This window comes from Xenophilus sp. (assembly GCF_044462705.1).
GTDB lineage: Bacteria > Pseudomonadota > Gammaproteobacteria > Burkholderiales > Burkholderiaceae_C > Xenophilus > Xenophilus azovorans.
Window position 1 is genome coordinate 1 of the sequence record NZ_JBIQNC010000072.1, and the last position, 20773, is coordinate 20773.

At 70.9% G+C, this 20773-nt stretch carries 16 protein-coding genes; 11 read left to right on the forward strand and 5 right to left on the reverse strand.

All coding sequences use genetic code 11. The features are described from left to right. Positions 1-743: 743 nt before the first annotated feature. From ACIY1X_RS12640 to xdhA, 4 genes are all read right to left on the reverse strand, one after another. Positions 744-2045: an NCS2 family permease gene (locus ACIY1X_RS12640; protein ID WP_399680921.1), complete on the reverse strand. Its 1302-nt coding sequence runs from the start codon at positions 2043-2045 to the stop codon at positions 744-746. A 46-nt stretch (positions 2046-2091) separates the two neighbouring features. Next, positions 2092-3033 (reverse strand): LysR family transcriptional regulator, encoded by a 942-nt coding sequence (locus ACIY1X_RS12645; RefSeq protein WP_399680922.1) that lies wholly within the window; start codon positions 3031-3033, stop codon positions 2092-2094. Between the two features lie 86 nt (positions 3034-3119). Further along, a complete protein-coding gene (gene xdhB, locus ACIY1X_RS12650) occupies positions 3120-5558 on the reverse strand; it encodes a xanthine dehydrogenase molybdopterin binding subunit (protein ID WP_399680924.1) in 2439 nt (812 codons plus the stop codon). A gap of 21 nt (positions 5559-5579) precedes the next feature. Continuing rightward, entirely contained in the window at positions 5580-7148 is a 1569-nt protein-coding gene (gene xdhA, locus ACIY1X_RS12655; RefSeq protein WP_399680926.1) for a xanthine dehydrogenase small subunit, read from the reverse strand. 253 nt (positions 7149-7401) lie between these two features. Here xdhA and ACIY1X_RS12660 point away from each other — a divergent pair, with 253 nt between their 5' ends. The 9 genes from ACIY1X_RS12660 to ACIY1X_RS12700 are packed head-to-tail and all read left to right on the forward strand — an operon-like array spanning position 7402 to position 16572. Continuing rightward, complete coding sequence (locus ACIY1X_RS12660) at positions 7402-9741, forward strand: bifunctional salicylyl-CoA 5-hydroxylase/oxidoreductase (protein ID WP_399680928.1); 2340 nt, start codon at positions 7402-7404, stop codon at positions 9739-9741. Between the two features lie 3 nt (positions 9742-9744). Then, positions 9745-10542 carry an SDR family NAD(P)-dependent oxidoreductase gene (locus ACIY1X_RS12665; protein ID WP_038218264.1) on the forward strand — a complete coding sequence of 266 codons (798 nt, stop codon included), beginning with the start codon at positions 9745-9747 and terminating at the stop codon, positions 10540-10542. Positions 10543-10558: 16 nt separating this feature from the next. Then, entirely contained in the window at positions 10559-11137 is a 579-nt protein-coding gene (locus ACIY1X_RS12670) for a MarR family winged helix-turn-helix transcriptional regulator (protein ID WP_399680929.1), read from the forward strand. Beyond that, positions 11134-11988 (forward strand): enoyl-CoA hydratase family protein, encoded by an 855-nt coding sequence (locus tag ACIY1X_RS12675; RefSeq protein WP_399680931.1) that lies wholly within the window; start codon positions 11134-11136, stop codon positions 11986-11988. The genes ACIY1X_RS12670 and ACIY1X_RS12675 overlap by 4 nt, the downstream gene beginning before the upstream one ends. Position 11989: 1 nt before the next feature. After that, complete coding sequence (locus ACIY1X_RS12680; RefSeq protein WP_399680932.1) at positions 11990-13156, forward strand: acyl-CoA dehydrogenase family protein; 1167 nt, start codon at positions 11990-11992, stop codon at positions 13154-13156. A gap of 34 nt (positions 13157-13190) precedes the next feature. Then, positions 13191-14822, forward strand: a complete 1632-nt coding sequence (locus ACIY1X_RS12685; protein ID WP_399680933.1) for an AMP-binding protein — start codon at positions 13191-13193, stop codon at positions 14820-14822. Continuing rightward, on the forward strand, positions 14819-15244 hold the full coding sequence (locus ACIY1X_RS12690; protein ID WP_399680934.1) for an acyl-CoA thioesterase: 426 nt from the start codon (positions 14819-14821) through the stop codon (positions 15242-15244). Before ACIY1X_RS12685 ends, ACIY1X_RS12690 begins: the two co-directional genes overlap by 4 nt. Positions 15245-15282: 38 nt before the next feature. After that, positions 15283-15675 carry a RidA family protein gene (locus ACIY1X_RS12695; protein ID WP_038218274.1) on the forward strand — a complete coding sequence of 131 codons (393 nt, stop codon included), beginning with the start codon at positions 15283-15285 and terminating at the stop codon, positions 15673-15675. Between the two features lie 21 nt (positions 15676-15696). Beyond that, positions 15697-16572, forward strand: a complete 876-nt coding sequence (locus tag ACIY1X_RS12700) for an alpha/beta hydrolase (RefSeq protein WP_399680935.1) — start codon at positions 15697-15699, stop codon at positions 16570-16572. Positions 16573-16684: 112 nt separating this feature from the next. Here ACIY1X_RS12700 and ACIY1X_RS12705 read toward each other — a convergent pair whose 3' ends face one another. After that, a complete protein-coding gene (locus ACIY1X_RS12705) occupies positions 16685-17587 on the reverse strand; it encodes a LysR family transcriptional regulator (protein WP_399680937.1) in 903 nt (300 codons plus the stop codon). A gap of 121 nt (positions 17588-17708) precedes the next feature. Here ACIY1X_RS12705 and ACIY1X_RS12710 point away from each other — a divergent pair, with 121 nt between their 5' ends. Both ACIY1X_RS12710 and ACIY1X_RS12715 read left to right on the forward strand, forming a co-directional pair. Beyond that, complete coding sequence (locus ACIY1X_RS12710) at positions 17709-19862, forward strand: thiamine pyrophosphate-dependent enzyme (protein ID WP_399680938.1); 2154 nt, start codon at positions 17709-17711, stop codon at positions 19860-19862. A 10-nt stretch (positions 19863-19872) separates the two neighbouring features. Next, a partial coding sequence (locus ACIY1X_RS12715) for a 2-oxoacid:acceptor oxidoreductase family protein (protein ID WP_399680939.1) occupies positions 19873-20773 on the forward strand: 901 nt, incomplete at its 3' end.

Here is a 20773-nt window from a genome sequence, read left to right on the forward strand (position 1 = left end):
CGAGCTGGAGTCTGGGGGGGGACATGGTCAGGTGGCCTTCGGTCGTCGCTCTTGTTCGGTTCTTGGGAAAAGCTTCGCATCCTAGTATGGCGGCGAGGCCGGGAGGCGCGCGGCGTGGCCGGGGGCCTGGGGCGCGGGCTCATGGTGGGGCGGTCGGCGCGTTGCGCCGACTGCGCTGCGGTGCTCGGCCAGGGGCGGCGCTGCACAACTCACTGCGCGCTCCTGCGGAGCGCTCCGTTCAAACAGGTGCAGCGAGTCAGAGTTGAAGCGTGCCTGTCCTTCGGCAGGCACGCCCGCCCCACGGCCTGCGCTCCTCGCCGCCCCACAAATCGCCCGCGCCCCAGGCCCCCGGCCACGGCGCGAGGAACCGTCCGGGTGCATCCTCCGCGGTTCCATCGACCGGGCGTAGGCCCAGGCCCCGGTGAGGGGGCGGTGGCGCGCCTGTGGAGCGCCGAGAAGCGCAGGGCGGCCGGGCTGCATGCCTGCCGCAGGACAGGCATGCTTCGTGATCTGACTCGGCGCAGCTGTCTGAGCGGAGCGGTCCGAAGGAGCGCGCAGCGAGTTCTGCGCCGGCCCGGCCGACCGAGCACCGCAGGGCAGTCGGCGCAACGCGCCGACCGCTCCACCGAAGCGCCGCCCCGCCCTCACCGGGGCAGGGGTCGGACCACCGGACAACACACGCCATCGAATCCCTCCTGTGGTACGAACACCGGGCAGACGGACGAGTGCCGGAGCCCTCCGCCTCACCCCCCCGGCAGCCAGATGAACTTGAACAGGAACACGCCGCCGATCACCCACACCATCCAGTGCACCTGGCGCACCTGGCCGGTGAACAGCTTGAGCACCGCGTAGGTGATGAAGCCGAAGGCCAGGCCGTTGGCGATGGAGTAGGTGAAGGGCATGGCCAGCGCCGTGACGGCGGCGGGCACCACCTCGGTGGTCTCGTTCCAGTCCAGTTCGGTCAGTTCCCTCAGCATCAAACATGCCACGAAGAACAGCGCCGGCGCGGTGGCGTAGGCCGGCACCACGCCGGCCAGCGGCGCGATGAAGAGGCACGCCAGGAACAGCACCGCCACCGTCAACGCCGTCAGGCCCGTGCGGCCGCCGGCCTGCACGCCGGCGGCGCTCTCCACGTAGGCGGTGGTGCTGGAGGTGCCCAGCAGCGAGCCGGCGAAGATGGCGGCCGAGTCGGCCAGCAGCGACTTGTTCAGCCGGTCCATCTTGCCCGGCACCAGCAGGCCCGCGCGCTTGGCCACGCCCATCAGCGTGCCGGTGGCGTCGAACAGCTCGACCAGGAAGAACACCAGGATCACGTTCAGGATGCCGCCCGCCAGCGCCGCCTTGATGTCCAGTTGGAGGAAGGTCGGCGCGATGGACGGCGGCGCCGAGAAGATGCCCTTGAACTCGTTGCCGGCGAAGAAGAAGCTGGCGATGGTGACGGCGACGATGCCGATGAGGATGGCGCCGGGCACCTTGAGCCGGTCCAGCACCACGATCAGGAAGAAGCCCAGCACCGCCAGCACGGCCTGCGGCGTGTGCAGGTCGCCGAGCGTGACATAGGTGGCCTTGGAGGGCGCGACGATGCCGGCGCTCTTGAGCGCGATCAGCGCCAGGAACAGGCCGATGCCCACCGTGATGGCGTAGCGCAGCGAGTGCGGGATGCCGCGGATGATCAGCTCGCGCAGCTTGAAGATGGTGACCAAGAGGAACAGGCACCCCGAGACGAACACCGCCCCCAGCGCCGCCTGCCAGGTGAAGCCCATGTGCAGCACCACCACGTAGGCGAAGTAGGCGTTCAGCCCCATGCCCGGCGCCAGCGCGATCGGGTAGTTGGCGTAGAAGGCCATGATCATCGTGCCCAGCGCCGCGATCAGGCAGGTGGCGACGAAGACCGAGTCCTTCGGCATGCCCGCGTCGCCCAGGATCGAGGGGTTGACGAAGATGATGTAGGCCATCGTCAGGAAGGTGGTCAGGCCCGCCACCACCTCGGTGCGCACGGTGGTGCCGTGTTCCTGCAGCTTGAACACGCGTTCGGTCCAGTTCATCTGGTTGTCTCCTTGGTTTGTCGTGTTGTGTAGGGGAATCGGGGGCTCAGGCCGGCGGTGGCTGCTGCAGCGAGGCCGCCACGCGCTTGACCTGCTCGCGCAGCCACTGGGCGGCGCTGGAGGAATGGGTGCGCTCGTGCCAGAGCTGGTAATAGAGCAGCCGCGGCAGCGTGGCCGGGCAGTCGAGGATGCGCAGCGGCAGCCGCTGGGCGTAGCGCTCGCAGAACTGGCGCCCGGTGGTCAGCACCAGCAGGCTGGAAGCCACCATGTCGGGCATCAGCCCGAAATGCGCGCAGCGCACCGCGATGTTGCGCTGGCGGCCCAGCGCGTCGAGCAGCTGGTCGATGATGCCGCGCGCGCCCGGGTGGGTGGGCGTGGGCGCGATGTGCTCGGCCTCCAGCCAGGTGTCCAGGTCCCAGCCGCGGCGCAAGGCCGGGTGCTCGGCGCTGACCATCGACACCACCTCGTCGCCGAACAGGCGCGCCATGTGCAGGTCCTCCGGCGGCTTGAGCCAGTTGCCGATGACCAGGTCGATCTCGCCGTTGGCCAGGTGCGCGTGGTAGTCGCCGTCGGACGAGAGCGGATGGATCTCGATGCGTACCAGCGGCGCCTGCGCCTTCACCTGCGTCACCACGGCGGGCAGGAAGGTCGGGTCCAGGTAGTCGCTGGCGGCGATGCGGAAGGTGGTGCCGGCCGTCTGCGGGTCGAAGCCGCGCGCGTCGGAAAAGAGCATCTCTGCCGCGCGCAGGATGCTGGCCGCCGGCTCGATCATGCGCAGGCCGGCATCGGTGGGCACCATGCCGGAGCCCGAGCGCACCAGCAGCGGGTCGCCGGCCAGCTCGCGCAGCCGCTTGAGCGCGGCCGACACCGCGGGCTGGTACATGCCCAGGCGGATGGCGGCGCGCGAGACGCTGCGGTCGGTCAGCACGGTGTGCAGCACGCGGATGAGATGAAGATCGATCTTGTCGAACAGCGCCTGGTCTCTCATGGCCACACCCGCCTATCGTGAAAGGATGGGCACGGTTATAGCGTGCAGGCCGTCTTGCAGGCCCGCGCGAGAGGCGCCGGGGAACATCAGCCGCCCGCGTTCGCGCGCTGAACGGCGCCGATGGCGGTGAGGATGGCCTCGCTGGTCGCGGGCGCGCGCAGCGGCGGGTCGACCCGGTGGCCGCCCACGGCCGAGACGGCGTCGCGGATGGCGAAGAAGACCGAGAAGGGCAGCAGCAGCGGCGGCTCGCCCACCGCCTTGCTGCGGTGGATGGAGTCCTCGAAGTTGCGCCCCTCGAACAACTGCACGTTGAACACCGGCGGGCAGTCGTTGGCCGTGGGGATCTTGTAGGTGCTGGGCGCGTGCGTCGTCAGCTTGCCGCTGCCCGGGTGCCACACCAGCTCCTCGGTGGTGAGCCAGCCCATGCCCTGGATGAAGGCGCCTTCCACCTGGCCGATGTCCACCGCCGGGTTGAGCGACTTGCCGGCGTCGTGCAGGATGTCGGCGCGCAGCAGCTTCCATTCGCCGGTGAGCGTGTCGACGATCACCTCGCTCACGGCCGCGCCGTAGGCGAAGTAGTAGAAGGGCCGGCCCTGCATGGTGTCCTTGTCCCACGACAGGCCGGGCGTGGCGTAGAAGCCGTCGGACCACAACTGCACGCGGTCGAGATACGCCTCGCCCACCAGCGTGGCGAAATCGAGCGTCCTGCCGCTGACGTGCACCTTGTCGTTGGCGAAGCGCACGTCCTGCGCCTGGCCGCCGTGGCGCGCCGCGGCGCAGGCCGCCAGGCGCTCGCGGATCTGGCGCGCCGCGTCCTGCGCCGCCTTGCCGTTCAGGTCGGCGCCGGTGGAGGCGGCGGTGGCCGAGGTGTTGGCGACCTTGGTGGTGTCGGTGGCGGTGACGCGCACGCGCTCGAAGCTCACGCCCAGCTCGTGCGCCACCACCTGCGCCACCTTGGTGTTCAGGCCCTGGCCCATCTCGGTGCCGCCGTGGTTCACCAGGATGGAGCCGTCGGTGTACACGTGCACCAGCGCACCGGCCTGGTTGAAGTGCTTGACGTTGAAGCTGATGCCGAACTTCAGCGGCGTGAGCGCCACGCCCCGCTTGAGCACGGGGCTGGTGGCATTGAAGGCCGCCGCCGCCTCGCGCCGCTGCCGGTAGGCGCTGCCGGCTTCCAGTTGCGCCACCAGGTCGTGGATCACGTTGTCCACGATGGTCTGGCCGTAGGGAGTGACGTTGTGCTCGTCGGTGCCGTAGAAGTTGGCGCGGCGCACGTCCAGCGGGTCGCGGCCCAGGGTGCGGGCCACCGAGTCCATGATGTACTCGATGGCGATGGCGCCCTGCGGGCCGCCGAAGCCGCGGAAGGCGGTGTTGCTCTGGGTGTTGGTGCGGCCCGAGTAGCCGTGCATCGAGACCTCGGGCAGCCAGTAGGCGTTGTCGAAGTGGCACAGCGCCCGCGTCATCACCGGCGCGGAGAGGTCCGCCGAATGGCCGGCGCGCGAGACCATGGCGATCTCGGCGCCGAGGATGCGACCCTCGTCGTCGTAGCCCACCTCGTACTCGTACCAGAAGCAGTGGCGCCGGCCGGTGATCATGAAGTCGTCGTCGCGGTCCGGCCGCAACTTGACCGGCCGGCCCAGCCTGCAGGCTGCGATGGCGGCGACGCAGGCGAACAGCGCCGACTGCGATTCCTTGCCGCCGAAGCCCCCGCCCATGCGGCGGCATTCGACGTGCACTTCGTTCGAACGGCGGTGCAGCGCGTGGGCGATCAGGTGCTGCATCTCGCTCGGGTGCTGCGTCGAGCAGTGCACGTGCACCGCACCATCCTCCTTGGGGATGGCGTAGCTGATCTGGCCCTCCAGGTAGAACTGCTCCTGCCCGCCGACGTCGAGCTGCCCCTTCAGCCGGTGCGGCGCCGCGTCGATGGCGGCACGCGCGCCCACGCCGCCCGCGCTGCGCGCCAGGTGCATCGGCGGCACCACGTAGCGTTGCTGCGCATGCGCCTGCTGCGGCGTCAGCACCAGCGGCTCGGTGGCCGCCTCGATCGCCGCAGCCTGCTTGGCGCGAGCGGCAGCGCGGCGCGCCTCGTTGCGCGTGCGGGCGATGACGGCGAACAGCGGCTGGCCCATGTAGCGGATCTCGCCATCGCACAGGATCGGGTCGTCGTGCACGATCGAGCCGCAGTCGTTGGCGCCCGGCACGTCGGCGGCGGTGAGCACCTCCACCACGCCGGGCATGGCGCGGATGGCGTCGAGGTCCAGCGCCGTGAGCCGCCCCGCCGCCACCGGCGACAGGCCGAGCGCGCAGTGCAGCGTGCCGGCCAGCTCCGGCAGGTCGTCGGTGTAGGTCGCCTCGCCGGCCACGTGCAGGTGGGCGGACTCGTGCGGGCGGCTGATGCCCACGCGCGCGCCCTGCGTCAGCGCGCGGGTCTCGGCGTCGGCATCGATGCGCGCGGCGGTGTTGGTCAGGTAGTCTGCGAATGCCGGGGTGGGCTGCAGCACGGCGGGATCGATCGGCTTGTTCATCGTGGGCTCCTCGATGCGCTCTCAGGCCAGCGCGTCATGCGGCATCACGCTCCACACGCTGGTGGACTGCGGCGGCAGCGCATCCTGCGGCCGCGTTTCCAGCCACAGGCGCTGCAGCAGGTTCTGTGCCACCAGCAGGCGGTAATCGGCGCTGGCGCGCATGTCGGTCAGCGGCTTGAAATCCTGCGCCAGCGCGGCCTTGGCGGCGTCCACACTGGCCTGCGTCCAGGGCCGGCCCAGCAGGGCCGCCTCGGCCAGCGCCGCGCGCTTGACCACGGCTGCCATGCCGCCGTAGGCCAGGCGGATGCTCTTCACCGTCTCGCCGTCCAGCTCCAGCGCGAAGCCGGCGCACAGGGCCGAGATGTCGCAGTCGAAGCGCTTGCTGATCTTGTAGCCGCGCAGCTGGCGGGCGAAGGCGGCCCGCGGGATGGACAGGCCCTGCACGAACTCGCCCGGCTGAAGCTGGTTCTTCATGTAGTCGAGGTAGAAGTCCGGCAGCGGCATGCGGCGCACCGCGGCGCCCTTGCGCAGCTCGATCTGTGCGTCCAGCGCCATCAGGATCGGCGGCGAGTCGCCGATGGGCGAGCCGTTGGCCACGTTGCCGCCCAGGGTGCCGGCGTTGCGGATCGGCAGCGAGGCGAAGCGCAGCCAGACGTCCTCCAGCGTGGGCGCACGCTGCACGATGGCGCGCCAGGCGTCCTCCAGCGAGGCGCCGGCGCCGATGTACAGCGCGTCGGCGCCCTCCTCGATGCGCTTCATCTCCGCCACGTCGCCCACGTAGATGATGTCGCCCAGGTCGCGGAACATCTTGTTGACCCACAGGCCGACGTCGGTGGAGCCGGCCAGGATGCGCGCCTGCGGCTTGGCCTCGCGCAGCGCCGCCAGCTCGTCGAGCGTGACGGGGGCGTGGAAGCGGTCGGTGCGCTGGCCCAGCGGCGCGGCGTAGTCGAAGGTGCCCTCGCGCCGCAGGGTCTGCAGCGCGGCGACCACGGGCGCGGTGTCCAGCCGCACGGCCGGCAGGTCGAACATCTTCTGCCCGGCGTCGAGGATCGGCCGGTAGCCGGTGCAGCGGCACAGGTTGCCCGACAACTCGTCGGCGAGCTGCTGGCGGCTCGGCCGGGTGCCCTGCTCGCTGTGGTGCTCGTAGGCGGACCACAGCGACATCACGAAGCCCGGCGTGCAGAAGCCGCACTGCGAGCCGTGGCAGTCCACCATCGCCTGCTGCACCGGATGCAGCGGCTGCGCGGCGTGCCTGCCGGGCGCAGGGCCGCCGCACCGGCCCTTGAGGTCCTCCACCGTGAACAGCGCCTTGCCGTGCAGCGTCGGCAGGAACTGGATGCAGGCGTTGACCGTCTGCAGCTTCAGCCCGCCCACGGCCTCGGCCGCGCCGGGTTCGGCCAGTTCCCCGATCACCACCGTGCAGGCGCCGCAGTCGCCCTCGTTGCAGCCCTCCTTGGTGCCGGTGCAGCGCGCGTCCTCGCGCAGCCAGTCGAGCACCGAGCGCGTGGGATGCACGCCCTGCACCTCGACCACCTGGCCGCGGTGGAAGAAACGGATGGGCTGGCTGCTGGAGGCTTGCGTGTCGTTCATGGGCTGTCGTGGGTTCGCCGGCGGACCTTCGCCGGCGCATGGCGGAATGTTCGCGGCTGCCGACGCGGGGGGCATACGGAGCATTTCATAGGACTTATGCGTACGCGGGTATGAAGCATGCGGGATAACCCTCAAATGGTCGAGCAAGTCCCGGGCCACGCCCCGTTCGCCAGTCTTCTCGCAATTTAGTTGACATCTAAACAATCTATCCTTAAAGTTCATCCATGCCCATCGAGGGCTTGGAGACGAACCCATGAAGATCGTGTGCATTGGCGGAGGCCCGGCGGGCCTGTACTTCGCGCTGTTGATGAAGCAGATGAACCCGGCACACGACGTGACCGTGGTGGAGCGCAACAAGCCCTACGACACCTTCGGCTGGGGCGTGGTGTTCTCCGACGCCACCATGGACAACATGCGCGCCTGGGACCGCGCCACCGCCGACGAGATCGAGCAGGCCTTCAACCACTGGGACGACATCGAGCTGCTGTTCAAGGGCCGGCGCATCCGCTCGGGCGGCCACGGCTTCGTCGGCATCGGCCGCAAGAAGCTGCTGAACATCCTGCAGGCGCGCTGCGAGGCCCTGGACGTGAAGCTGGTCTTCGAGACGGAAGTCGAATCGGACACCGACTACCCCGACGCCGACCTGATCATCGCCAGCGACGGCGTCAACTCGCGCATCCGCGGCAAGTACGCCGACGTGTTCAAGCCCGACATCGTCACCCGCCCCAACCGCTTCATCTGGCTGGGCACCGAGAAGCTCTACGACGCCTTCACCTTCGACTTCCAGCGCACCGAGCACGGCTGGTTCCAGGCGCACATCTACAAGTTCGACGACAAGACCTCCACCTTCATCGTCGAGACCACCGAGGAGACCTGGAAGGCCCACGGGCTGGACAAGGCCGGCCAGGAGGATTCCATCGCCTTCTGCGAGAAGGTCTTCGCCGACGACCTGAAGGGCGCCAAGCTGATGACCAACGCGCGCCACCTGCGCGGCTCGGCCTGGATCAACTTCCAGCGCGTGGTGTGCGAGCAGTGGTCGCTGAAGAACGAGCACGGCAGCCACGTCGTACTGATGGGCGATGCGGTGCACACTGCCCACTTTGCCATCGGCTCGGGCACCAAGCTGGCGATCGAGGACGCGATCGAGCTGGCGCGCCAGTTCAAGGCGATGGGCGACACGCGCGAGCACATCCCCGAAGTGCTGGCCGCCTACCAGGAGGCGCGCCGCGTCGAGACGCTGCGCATCCAGAACGCCGCCTGGAACGCCATGGAATGGTTCGAGGTGTGCGGCAAGCGCTACTGCGACCAGCTCGAGCCCGAGCAGTTCATGTACTCGATGCTCACCCGCAGCCAGCGCATCAGCCACGAGAACCTGCGCCTGCGCGACCGCGGCTGGCTGGAGGGCTACGAGCGCTGGTTCGCCGAACGCGATGGCGTGCAGGTGGCCGACGGCCTGGCCCCGCCGCCGCCCATGTTCACCCCCTGGACGGTGCGCGGCGTCACGCTCAAGAACCGCATCGTCGTCTCGCCGATGGCGCAATACTCCGCCGTGGACGGCGTGGCCGGCGACTACCACCTGGTGCACCTGGGCGCCCGCGCCATGGGCGGCGCCGGCCTGGTGTTCGCCGAGATGACCTGCGTGAGCCCCGAGGGCCGCATCACCCCCGGCTGCCCCGGCCTGTACCGGCCCGATCACACCGTGGCCTTCAAGCGCATCGCCGACTGGATCCACACGAACACCGATGCCAGGTTCGGCATCCAGATCGGCCACGCCGGCGCCAAGGCCTCCACCCGCCTGGCCTGGGACGGCATCGACCAGCCGCTGGAATCGGGCAACTGGCCGATCGTCTCCGCCTCGCCGCAGCAGTACCTGGAGGGCGTGAGCCAGGTCTCGCGCGAGATGACGCGCGCCGACATGGACGAGGTCAAGGCGCAGTTCGTCGCCTCCACCCGCGCCGCGGCCGAGGCCGGCGCCGACTGGCTGGAGCTGCACTGCGCACACGGCTACCTGCTGTCCAGCTTCATCTCGCCGCTGACCAACCACCGCACCGACGAGTACGGCGGCTCGCTGGCCAACCGCCTGCGCTACCCGCTGGAGGTGTTCGAGGCGGTGCGCGCCGCCTGGCCCAAGGACAAGCCGATGTCGGTGCGCATCTCGGCGCACGACTGGGTCGAGGGCGGCATCACGCCGGAGGACGCTGTCGAGATCGCCAAGGCCTTCAAGGCGGCCGGCGCCGACATGATCGACTGCTCGTCGGGCCAGGTGAGCAAGAAGGAGAAGCCGGTGTACGGGCGCATGTTCCAGACGCCCTTCGCCGACCGCATCCGCCAGGAGGCCGGCATCCCGACCATCGCCGTGGGCGCCATCAGCGAGGCCGACCACGCCAACAGCATCCTGGCCGCCGGCCGCGCCGACCTGTGCGCCGTGGCGCGTCCGCACCTCGCCAACCCGGCCTGGACGCTGACGGAAGCCGCCAAGATCGGCTACACGCCCATCGCCTGGCCCAAGCAATACCGCTCGGGCAAGCCGCAGATGGAAGCCAACTTCGCGCGCGAGAAGGCGCTCGCCGCCGGCACGCCCGCCAAGGCCTGACGCATGGCCGCCGCATCGATTGCTCAGGGAGAAAAGGCAGCGCCCGCCGGTCACCACGCGCTGGTGACCGGCGGTGGACGCGGCATCGGCGCCGCCATCGCGCGCCGGCTGGCGGCCGACGGCCTGCGCGTGACCGTGCTGGGCCGCCGGCTGGACGTGGTGCAGGCGCTGGCCGACGAGGCGCCCGACCGCCTGCATGCCGTGGCGGCCGACGTCGCCGATGCCGGACAGGTGGCCGCGGCCCTGGCCCGGGCGCGCGAGCGCTTCGGCCCGGTGGCCGTGCTGGTCAACAACGCCGGCCAGGCCGAGAGCGCGCCCTTCACGAAGATGGACGCCCAGCTCTGGCAGCGCATGCTCGACGTGAACCTCACCGGCACCATGGTGTGCATGCAGGCGGCGCTGCCCGACATGCTGGCGGCCGGCTGGGGCCGCATCGTCAACGTCGCCAGCACGGCCGGGCAGGTGGGCTACGCCTACGTCTCGGCCTACTGCGCGGCCAAGCACGGCGTGATCGGCCTGACGCGCTCGGTGGCGCTGGAACTGGCGGCCAAGGGCATCACCGTCAACGCCGTGTGCCCCGGCTACACCGAGACCGACATCGTGCGCGAGAGCATCGAGCGCGTCGTCGTCAAGACGGGGCGCAGCGCCGAGGAGGCGCGCGCCGAGTTCGTCAAGTCCAATCCGCAGGGCCGCCTGGTGCAGCCGCAGCAGGTGGCCGACGCCGTCGCCTGGCTGTGCTCCGAGGGCGCCGGCGCCGTGACCGGCCAGTCGGTGTCGGTCAGCGGCGGCGAAGTCATGTGAAGAGGAGAAACCGGACATGGCCACACAGAACCACAAGCACTTCCGCCTGGTGCAGTCGCTGGGCGACGAGCACATCGGCCTGGAGGCGCGCGCCCAGGCCGACGACCACCTGGACACCAAGATCTGGCTGCGCCTCCTGGCCTGCAGCACGCAGATCGAGCAGCAGATCCGCCAGTTGCTGCGCGCCCGCTTCGGCACCACCCTGCCCCGCTTCGACTACCTGGCGCAGCTCGACCGGCATCCCGACGGCCTGCGCATGAACGTGCTGTCGCGCTACCTGATGGTCACCGGCGGCAACGTCACCGGGCTGACCGACCAGCTCGTCAAGGAAGGGCTGGTGCAGCGCGTGGACGACCCGGAGGACCGCCGCTCCTGGCGCGTCAGCCTGACGGACAAGGGCCGCGCGGAGTTCGCCCTGATGGCGGCCGAGCACGAGAAGTGGCTGACCGACATGTTCACCGGCCTGCCGCCCGGCAGCAAGGAGGCGCTGTACGAGCACCTGGGCCGCCTGCGCGTGCACCTGGTGCAGCGCCAGGTCGAGATCGAGGCCGCCGCCCAGGAGACCCACATGACGCAACGGAGACAAGGAAAATGACCGACGACCGCATCGACCCCGCCCTGCTGGCCGGCAACCGCCGCCCGATGGCCGGCTACCGGGCCACGCACTTCCTGTGGGAAGTGAAGGACGGCGTCGCGACCATCACCCTGAACCGCCCCGAACGCAAGAACCCGCTGACCTTCGACAGCTACGCCGAGCTGCGCGACCTGTTCCACCAGCTCAAGTGGGCCGAGGACGTGAAGGCCGTGGTGGTGGTGGGCGCCGGCGGCAACTTCTGCTCCGGCGGCGACGTGCACGAGATCATCGGCCCGCTGGTGCGGCTCAAGGCGCCCGAGCTGCTGATGTTCACCCGCATGACCGGCGAGCTGGTCAAGACCATGCGCGCCTGCCCGCAGCCCATCGTGGCGGCGGTGGACGGCGTGTGCGCCGGCGCCGGCGCCATCGTCGCGATGGCGTCGGACCTGCGCCTGGGCACGGCCCGCAGCAAGACGGCCTTCCTCTTCAACCGCGTCGGCCTGGCCGGCTGCGACATGGGCGCCTGCGCCATGCTGCCGCGCATCGTCGGCCAGGGGCGCGCCGGCGAGCTGCTCTACACCGGCCGCAGCCTGGGCGGCGAGGAAGGCGAGCGCTGGGGCTTCTTCAACCGCCTGTGTTCGCCCGAAGAGCTGCTGGCCGAGGCGCAGGCCCTGGCCGCGCAGCTGGTGGCAGGCCCGAGCTTCGCCAACGGCATCACCAAGACCATGCTGCACCAGGAATGGGCGATGACCATCGAGCAGGCCATCGAGGCCGAGGCGCAGGCCCAGGCGATCTGCATGCTGACGCAGGACTTCACGCGGGCCTACGAGGCCTTCGTCGCCAAGCAGAAGCCCAGGTTCGAGGGCAACTGAGATGGCCGATACCAGCTACCTCGACTGGCCCTTCTTCGAGCCGCGCCACCGCGAGCTGGCGCAGGCGCTGGACGCCTGGGCCAGCGAACACATCCCGCAGGACCACGGCCACGACGTCGACGCCGAATGCCGCGCGCTGGTGCAGTCGCTCGGCGCCGGCGGCTGGCTGCGCCACGCCATCGCCGGCACGGCCGAAGGCGGCGCCGGCGACACCATCGACACCCGCGCCATCTGCCTGATCCGCGAGACGCTGGCCCGGCACTCCGGCCTGGCCGACTTCGCCTTCGCCATGCAGGGCCTGGGCTCGGGCGCGATCTCGCTGCACGGCACGCCGGAGCAGCGCCGCACCTACCTGACGCGCGTGGCCGCCGGCGAGGCGATCAGCGCCTTCGCGCTGTCGGAGCCCGACGCCGGCTCCGACGTCGCCGCGATGGCCTGCGCGGCACGGGCCGACGGCGACCACTACGTGCTCGACGGCGAGAAGACCTGGATCTCCAACGGCGGCATCGCCGACTTCTACGTCGTCTTCGCCCGCACCGGCGAGGCGCCCGGTGCGCGCGGCATCAGCGCCTTCGTCGTCGAGGCCGGCACGCCCGGCTTCGAGATCGCCGAACGCATCGACGTGATCGCGCCGCACCCGCTGGCGCGGCTGCGCTTCGCCGGCTGCCGCATCCCGGCCGCGCAGCGCGTCGGCGCCGCCGGCGAAGGCTTCAAGGTGGCGATGCGCACGCTGGACGTGTTCCGCACCTCGGTCGCCGCCGCCGCGCTGGGCTTCGCACGCCGCGCACTCGACGAGGCGCTGCGGCGCGCCACCACCCGCCGCATGTTCAAGGGCGTGCTGGCCGACTTCCAGCTCACGCAGGCCAAGCTGGCGCAGATGGCCACCGCCATCGACAGCGCGGCCCTGCTGACCTACCGGGCCGCCTGGCAGCGCGACCAGGGCCAAACCGTCACCCGCGAGGCGGCGATGGCCAAGATGACCGCCACCGAGAACGCGCAGCAGGTCATCGACGCGGCGGTGCAGATGTTCGGCGGCCTGGGCGTGGTGAGCGAGCAGCCAGTCGAGCGCCTGTACCGCGAGATCCGCGCCCTGCGCATCTACGAGGGCGCCACCGAGGTGCAGCAGCTCATCATCGCCCGCGAGCTGCTGCGCGACGCGGCCGCCTGAGCCGCCGCAGCCAGGGAACGAGGAGACGAAAGAGATGACGACCACCAGCGCCCACATCGACACCTTCGCCCGCGACCACCTGCCGCCGCCGGAACAGCAGCCGCAGTTCATCTTCGATCTGCCGGCGCTGCAATTCCCCGAGCGCCTGAACTGCGCCACCGAGCTGCTGGACCGCCACGTCGCGGAAGGCCATGGCGACCGCGTCTGCATCCGCGCACCGGGGGGCCTCACCTGGACCTATGCCGACCTGCGCGAGAAGGCCAACCGCATCGCCAACGTGCTGGTGCACGACATGGGCCTGGTGCCCGGCAACCGCGTGCTGCTGCGCGCACCCAACAACCCGATGCTGGCCGCCTGCTGGTTCGCGGTGATGAAGGCCGGCGGCATCGCCGTGGCCACCATGCCGCTGCTGCGCGCCAAGGAACTGAAGGCGATCATCGAGATCGGCCAGGTCACGCACGCGCTGTGCGACGCCGCGCTGGCCGACGAGATGCACCATGCCGCGATGGAGTCGCCGCAGCTGCGGCAGCTGCGCCACTTCGACTACGAGGGGCCCGACAGCCTGGAGGCCGCGATGGAGCGCGCCTCGCCGTACTTCGACAACGTGGACACGGCCGCCGACGACACCTGCATCCTCGGCTTCACCTCGGGCACCACCGGCGTGCCCAAGGCGACCATGCACTTCCACCGCGACGTGATGGCGATCTGCCACTGCTGGCCGCCGCACATGCTCAAGGCCACCGCCGACGACGTGTTCATCGGCAGCCCGCCGCTGGCGTTCACCTTCGGGCTGGGCGGGCTGCTGCTGTTCCCGATGCACGTGGGCGCCTCGACGGTGCTGCTGGAAAAGGCCGGCCCGCCGCAGCTGCTGGACGGCATCAAGGAATTCCACGCCACGGTGCTGTTCACCGCGCCCACCTCCTACCGCACGCTGGCCGCGCGCGGCGTGGAGCTGCGCCGCACGCCGCTGCGCAAGTGCGTGTCGGCCGGCGAGGCGCTGCCCGCCTCCACCCGCCAGCTCTGGAAGGAGGCCACCGGCATCGAGCTGATCGACGGCATCGGCGCGACCGAGATGCTGCACATCTTCATCTCGCACGACGAAGGCAACGCCCGGCCCGGCGCCACCGGCAAGCCGGTGCCCGGCTACCGCGCGCGGGTGATCGACGACGAGGGCCGCGAGGTGCCGCCCGGCACGGTGGGCAAGCTGGCGGTGCAGGGCCCCACCGGCTGCCGCTACCTGGCCGACGAGCGGCAGAAGAGCTACGTGAAGAACGGCTGGAACGTGACCGGGGACGCCTACGTCATGGACACCGACGGCTACTTCTTCTACCAGGCGCGCACCGACGACATGATCATCTCGGCCGGCTACAACATCGCCGCGCCCGAGGTGGAAGAGGCGCTGATGCAGCATCCCGCCGTGGCCGAGTGCGCCGTGGTCGGCGTGCCCGACGCCGAGCGCGGCCAGATCGTCAAGGCCTTCGTCGTGCTGCGGCCGGGCCAGGCGGGCGACGCGGCGATGGTCAAGACGCTGCAGGACTTCGTGAAGGCCACCGTGGCACCGTACAAGTACCCGCGTGCCGTCGAGTTCATCGACAAGCTGCCGCGCACCCAGACGGGCAAGCTGCAGCGCTTCCGCCTGACGCAGCCGGCGGAGGGCGCGGCGTGACGCAGGCCGCGCCTGCGCGCTTCGAGCGCGAGCGGCTGATCCGCTTCTCGCACTGCGACCCGGCGGGCATCGTGTTCTTCCCCCAGTACCTGGTGATGTTCAACCAGGTGGTGGAGGACTGGTTCAACGAGGCGCTGGACGTGCCATACGCGGGCATGGTGGCCGGGCGCCGCATCGGCCTGCCGATCGTGCGGCTGGAGTGCGACTTCCGCGCCATCAGCCGGCTGGGCGACCGCGTGACGCTGGGCCTGGCGGTCGAGCGCGCCGGCGGGCGCTCGCTCACGCTGGCACTGGAATGCCGCGCCGGCGACGAGCTGCGCGTCGCCTCGCGCCAGGTGCTGGTCTTCACCAGCCTGGAGACGCACCGCGCCATCGACATCCCGCCGGACGTGCGCGCCGGCCTCGCGGCCTTCACGGGCTGAGACACTTCATCATCCGATTACCGACCAGGAGACACCTCATGCAAGTCCTTCTTCCCCCCGGCTGGCCGCGACCCAAGGGCTATGCCAACGGCGTGGCGGCACGCGGCCGCATGGTGTTCGTGGCCGGCATGATCGGCTGGGACGCGCAGGGCGAGTTCCACAGCGACGACCTGGGCGACCAGGTGCGCCAGGCGCTGCTGAACGTCGCCGAGGTGCTCAAGGAGGGCGGCGCCCGGCCCGAGCACATCGTGCGCATGACCTGGTACGTGACCGACAAGCGCGAATACGTGGCGGCCTATCCGGCCATCGGCAAGCACTTCCGCGAGATCATCGGCAGCTTCAACGCGGCGATGACGGCGGTGCAGGTGGCAGCGCTGGTGGAGGACCGCGCCAAGGTCGAGATCGAGGTCACGGCCGTCATCCCGGACTGAGAACCTGAGAGTCTTTCGTCCATGGCCGCCGCCCTGCCTCACGGCTTCGCCAGCCAGCAGGAGATCGACGAGGCCTACGACCCGACGTACCGCGCCGTCGACCCGGCGGGCGCGAACCGGCACCTGGCCGAGCGCAGCGAGGAGGCGATGCGCACGCTGCGGCACCGGGCCGGCGTGCCCTACGGCCCCACGCCGGCCGAAACGCTGGACATCTACCCCGCCGAACGGCCCGGCGCGCCGGTCTTCCTCTTCATCCACGGCGGCTACTGGCGCGCCCGCGCGGCGCGCGACTTCGCCTGCGTGGCCCTCGGCCCGCAGGCGCGCGGCTTCACCACCGTGCTGGTCGACTACGCGCTGTGCCCCGCGGTGACGCTGGACGAGATCGTGCGCCAGGTGCGCGCCGCGGCCGCGTGGGTGATCCGCCACATCGCGGAGCACGGCGGCGACCCACGGCGCATCGTCGTCGGCGGCCATTCCGCCGGCGGCCAGCTCGGCGCGATGCTGATGTGCACGCCCTGGCGTGCGCAGTACGGCCTGCCCGACGATCCCTTCGCCGGCGCACTGCTGGTCAGCGGCCTGTACGACATCGCGCCGCTGCGCTACAGCTACCTGCAGCCGGCGATCCAGCTCGACGAGGGGATCGTCCAGCGCAACTCGCCGGTACACCACGTGCGGCGATGCGCCACGCCCGTGCGCCTGAGCTGGGGCTCCTTGGAGCAGCCGGCCTTCGCGCAGCAGTCGCAGGCTTTCCACACGGCGTGGCAGGCGGCGGGCAACCGCAGCGAGCTGGCGCCGCAGGACGGCGCCGACCATTTCTCCGCCATCCACGGCTTCGAGGACGCGGACAGCCCGCTGTGCGAGGCGATGCAGCGGATGGCGGACGGCACGGCCGCCTGAGTCCCGTTCCGTTCGATCAATCCCAAACCGTTCGGGCTGAGCCTGTCGAGCCGGGTGGCGGCGCTTCGACAGGCTCAGCGTGAACGGATGGTGATGGCTTGAACGCCCCGCGTCAGACCTCGCCGAACAACTCCACGATCGTCTGCCGCAGCCAGCGGTTGGCCGCATCGTCCTCGAAGCGCCGGCTCCAGTGCAGCGAGACGCCGAAGTCGCGCAGCGGGAAGTCGGGCTGCACGATGGCGAAGCCGGCCCCCTCGCCGAAGTTGCGCGCGATGTTGCGCGGCATGATCACCGCCAGGTCCGTCTCGCGCACGATGGCGGGCAGCACCATGAAGTGCTCCGTCACCAGCCGCACGCGGTCCTCCAGCCGCATGAGCTGCAGGATGCGCAGCGTGTCGGCGTGCGTGCGCACCGCCACGTAGTCCAGCGTGTGGAGCGCGGCCAGCAGCGCCCTGCCGCGCGGCGGCCGGCGCGCGAAGGGATGGCCGGCGCGCAGCAGCACGATGTAGCGGTCGTTCAGCAGCAGCTGGCGGCGCGTGTCCTTCACCTTGGGCAGGAAGCCGAAGGCGAAGTCGATGCGGCCCTCGTCCAGCGCGGCGGCGATCTCGGGCGGGCGCAGCGGCAGCGTCTCCAGCCGCACGCCGGGCGCCGTCTCGCGCAAGCGCTGCATCAGCGGCGGCAGGAAGCGGCCCTCGCCGATGTCGCTCATGTGGATGCGGAAGGTCTTGCGCGAGGTGGCGGGGTCGAAGCGCTCGGGCTCGGCCAGCGCCTCGCCCAGCGTGGCGAGCGCGGACTGCACGGCGGCGGCCAGCCGCTCGGCGCGCGGCGTCGGCGCCACGCCGCCCGGCGCGCGGGTGAACAGCGCGTCGCCCAGCGCCAGGCGCAGGCGCGTCAGGCCGTGGCTGGCGGCCGGCTGGGTAATGCCCAGCGCCTCGGCCGCGCGGCCGACGCTGCGGCGGCGGTAGACCGCATCGAACAGGCGCAGCAGGTTCAGGTCGAGGTTTTCCATATGCATGCCGTGCATGTCGGATAGCAGCTTCATTGTATTGAGCGCACGATCTTCCGCGCGCACACTGCGGTCCGCCGCGTCGTGACGCGGCCCCACGATCGACAGCGAAGCACACGGAGACGAAGGCTTGGAAGTTTCCTTCAGCAAGGAGGTGCGCGCCCTGCGCCTGGGCGCGGGCGACACCTTTCACGGCGAGGGCATCCTCGCCATCACCAAGGGCCTGCTGCAGGCCGGCGTGGCCTACGTCGGCGGCTACCAGGGCGCGCCGGTATCACACCTGCTGGACGTGATGGTCCAGGCCAAGGACTACATGGACGAGCTGGGCGTGCACGTCGAGGCCTGCTCCAACGAGGCCTCGGCGGCTGCGATGCTGGGCGCCTCGATCCACTACCCGCTGCGCGGCGCCGTGACGTGGAAGTCCATCGTAGGCACCAACGTGGCGGCGGACGCGCTCTCCAACCTCTCCTCGCCCGGCGTGCGCGGCGGCGTGCTGGTGGTGGTGGGCGAGGACTACGGCGAAGGCGCCAGCGTGATCCAGGAGCGCACGCACGCCTACGCGCTCAAGTCCAGCCTGTGCCTGCTCGACCCGCGGCCCGACCTGCCGGTGATGGTGCGCATGGTGGAGGAAGGCTTCAACCTCTCCGAAGCCTCGAACATGCCGTGCGTGATGGAACTGCGCATCCGCACCTGCCACGTGCGCGGCAGCTTCGAGTGCAGCGACAACCGGGCGCCGGCCGTCTCGACGCGCGCGCTGATGGACGAGCCGGCCCGCTTCGACTACGACCGCCTGGCACACCCGCCCGTGACCTTCGGCCACGAGAAGCGCAAGACGGCCGAGCGCATCCCCGCGGCGCAGCGCTACATCGCCGAGCACGGGCTGAACGAGCTGATGCCCGGCCGGCACGACGACCTGGGGATCGTGGTCCAGGGCGGGCTGTACAACGCGCTCGTCCGCGCCCTGCAGCAGCACGGCCTGGCCGATGCCTTCGGCGCGAGCGAGATCCCGATCCTGGTGCTGAACGTCACCTACCCCCTGGTGCCCGACCAGATCGCGGACTTCGCGGCGGGCAAGCGCGCGCTGCTGGTGGTGGAGGAAGGCCAGCCCGAGTACATCGAACAGGACATCGCCACGCTGCTGCGCCGGCGCGACCTGAACACCGCCCTGCACGGAAAGGACCTGCTGCAGATGGCCGGCGAGTACAGCACCGAGGTGCTGGCCCGCGGCATCGGCGCCTTCGCAGGGCGCTACCTGCCGGCGGCCGCGACCGAAGGGGTGGCGCAGTGGCTGGCCGCCAACGACGAGCGCCGCGGCGCGGTGGCGGCGATGCTGGCGCAGCCCCTGCCGCCGCGCCCGCCGAGCTTCTGCGTCGGCTGCCCGGAGCGCCCGGTGTTCTCCGCGCTCAAGCTGGCGCAGCAGGAGGTCGGCCCGGTCCACGTCGCGGCCGACATCGGCTGCCACGCCTTCGGCACCTTCGAGCCCTTCGGCATGGGCCATTCGATCCTGGGCTACGGCATGAGCCTGGCCAGCCGCGCCGGCGTCTCGCCCATGATGCAGCGGCGGGTGCTGTCGATCATGGGCGACGGCGGCTTCTGGCACAACGGGCTGCTCACCGGCGTGCAGAGCGCCCTGTTCAACGGCGACGACGCGGTGTTGCTGATCTTCAAGAACGGCTACACCAGCGCCACCGGCACGCAGGACATCATCTCCACGCCCGACGAGGAGGTGAAGGCGCGCGCCGAGGACAAGCAGCAGAGCCTCGCGCACAAGAACCAGACCATCGAATCCACGCTCAAGGGCCTGGGCGTGCAGTGGCTGCGCGTCGTCCACACCTACGAGGTGGAGACCATGCGCGCCACGCTCACCGAGGCCTTCACCAGCGACTTCGACGGCCTGAAGGTCATCGTCGCCGAGGGCGAATGCCAGTTGGAGCGCCAGCGCCGCATCAAGCCCTGGATCGCCGGCCTGCTGAAGAAGGGCGAGCGCGTGGTGCGCGTGAAGTACGGCGTCGACGAGGACGTGTGCAACGGCGACCACGCGTGCATCCGCCTGTCGGGCTGCCCCACGCTCACGCTCAAGGACAACCCCGACCCGCTGAAGGTGGACCCGGTCGCCACGGTGATCGACGGCTGCGTGGGCTGCGGCCTGTGCGGCGCCAACGCGCACGCGGCCACGCTGTGCCCCAGCTTCTACCGCGCCGAGGTGGTGCAGAACCCCCGATGGCACGAGCGCCTGCTGCACGCCCTGCAGGGCGCCGTCGTGCGCGCCTTGCGTCCTGCCTGAGAGCCTCCCGATGAACGAAGCGAAAGCCCCACGCCCCATCACCCTGCTGCTGTGCGCCCTGGGCGGCGAAGGCGGCGGCGTGCTCACCGAGTGGCTGATCGAGGCCGCCCGCCACGCCGGCTACGCGGCGCAGAGCACCTCCATCCCCGGCGTCGCGCAGCGCACCGGCGCCACCACGTACTACGTCGAGGTCTTTCCCGTGCCGCTGGCGTGCCTGGGCGGCCGCCGCCCGGTGTTCGGCCTGGCGCCCGCCGCCGGCACGCTGGACGCGCTGGTCTCCTCCGAGCTGCTGGAGACGGTGCGGCAGATCGGCCACGGCATGGCGAGCGCCGAGCGCACCTGCGTCATCACCTCCACCGGCCGCGCCCTCACCACGGCCGAGCGCATGGTGCCGGGCGACGGCCGCGCCGACGCCGCGCGGCTGCTGGAAGTGGTGCGCCGCTTCAGCCGCGAGCACCATCTGCTGGACATGGGCGCGCTGGCGCGCGCCGGCGGCACCGTCATCAGCAGCGTGATGCTCGGGGCCATCGCCGGCAGCGGCCTGCTGCCCTTCGGCCGCGACAGCTTCGAGGCCGCCATCCGCGGCCCCGCCGCGACGCCGGGCGCCGCTGCGGCCGCCAGCCTGCGCGGCTTCGCCGCGGCCTTCGAGGCCGTGCGCGCACCGCATGCGCAGGCAGCGTACGTGCAGCAACTGCTGTCGCCGGCGCTGCCCGCGGATGCCGCCCCGCCCGCGCTGGACGCCGCCCTGGCGCAGCGCTTTCCCCCCGCGGTGCACGAGCTGCTGCGCCTGGGCCACGAGCGGGTGCGCGACTATCAGGACGAGGCCTATGCCCGCCTGTACGCCGACCGCCTGGCGCGCGTGCTGCAGGCCGAGCAGGCGGCCGACCCCGGCGCGCAGCAGGGGGGCCACG

Coding starts and splice junctions, on each gene's coding strand:
- xdhA (WP_399680926.1), bottom strand. CDS start 7,148: ATGAACGACACGCAAGCCTCCAGCAGCCAGCCCATCCGTTTCTTCCAC.
- ACIY1X_RS12670 (WP_399680929.1), top strand. CDS start 10,559: ATGGCCACACAGAACCACAAGCACTTCCGCCTGGTGCAGTCGCTGGGC.
- ACIY1X_RS12640 (WP_399680921.1), bottom strand. CDS start 2,045: ATGAACTGGACCGAACGCGTGTTCAAGCTGCAGGAACACGGCACCACC.
- ACIY1X_RS12660 (WP_399680928.1), top strand. CDS start 7,402: ATGAAGATCGTGTGCATTGGCGGAGGCCCGGCGGGCCTGTACTTCGCG.
- ACIY1X_RS12665 (WP_038218264.1), top strand. CDS start 9,745: ATGGCCGCCGCATCGATTGCTCAGGGAGAAAAGGCAGCGCCCGCCGGT.
- xdhB (WP_399680924.1), bottom strand. CDS start 5,558: ATGAACAAGCCGATCGATCCCGCCGTGCTGCAGCCCACCCCGGCATTC.
- ACIY1X_RS12695 (WP_038218274.1), top strand. CDS start 15,283: ATGCAAGTCCTTCTTCCCCCCGGCTGGCCGCGACCCAAGGGCTATGCC.
- ACIY1X_RS12700 (WP_399680935.1), top strand. CDS start 15,697: ATGGCCGCCGCCCTGCCTCACGGCTTCGCCAGCCAGCAGGAGATCGAC.
- ACIY1X_RS12645 (WP_399680922.1), bottom strand. CDS start 3,033: ATGAGAGACCAGGCGCTGTTCGACAAGATCGATCTTCATCTCATCCGC.
- ACIY1X_RS12675 (WP_399680931.1), top strand. CDS start 11,134: ATGACCGACGACCGCATCGACCCCGCCCTGCTGGCCGGCAACCGCCGC.
- ACIY1X_RS12705 (WP_399680937.1), bottom strand. CDS start 17,587: ATGCATATGGAAAACCTCGACCTGAACCTGCTGCGCCTGTTCGATGCG.
- ACIY1X_RS12685 (WP_399680933.1), top strand. CDS start 13,191: ATGACGACCACCAGCGCCCACATCGACACCTTCGCCCGCGACCACCTG.
- ACIY1X_RS12680 (WP_399680932.1), top strand. CDS start 11,990: ATGGCCGATACCAGCTACCTCGACTGGCCCTTCTTCGAGCCGCGCCAC.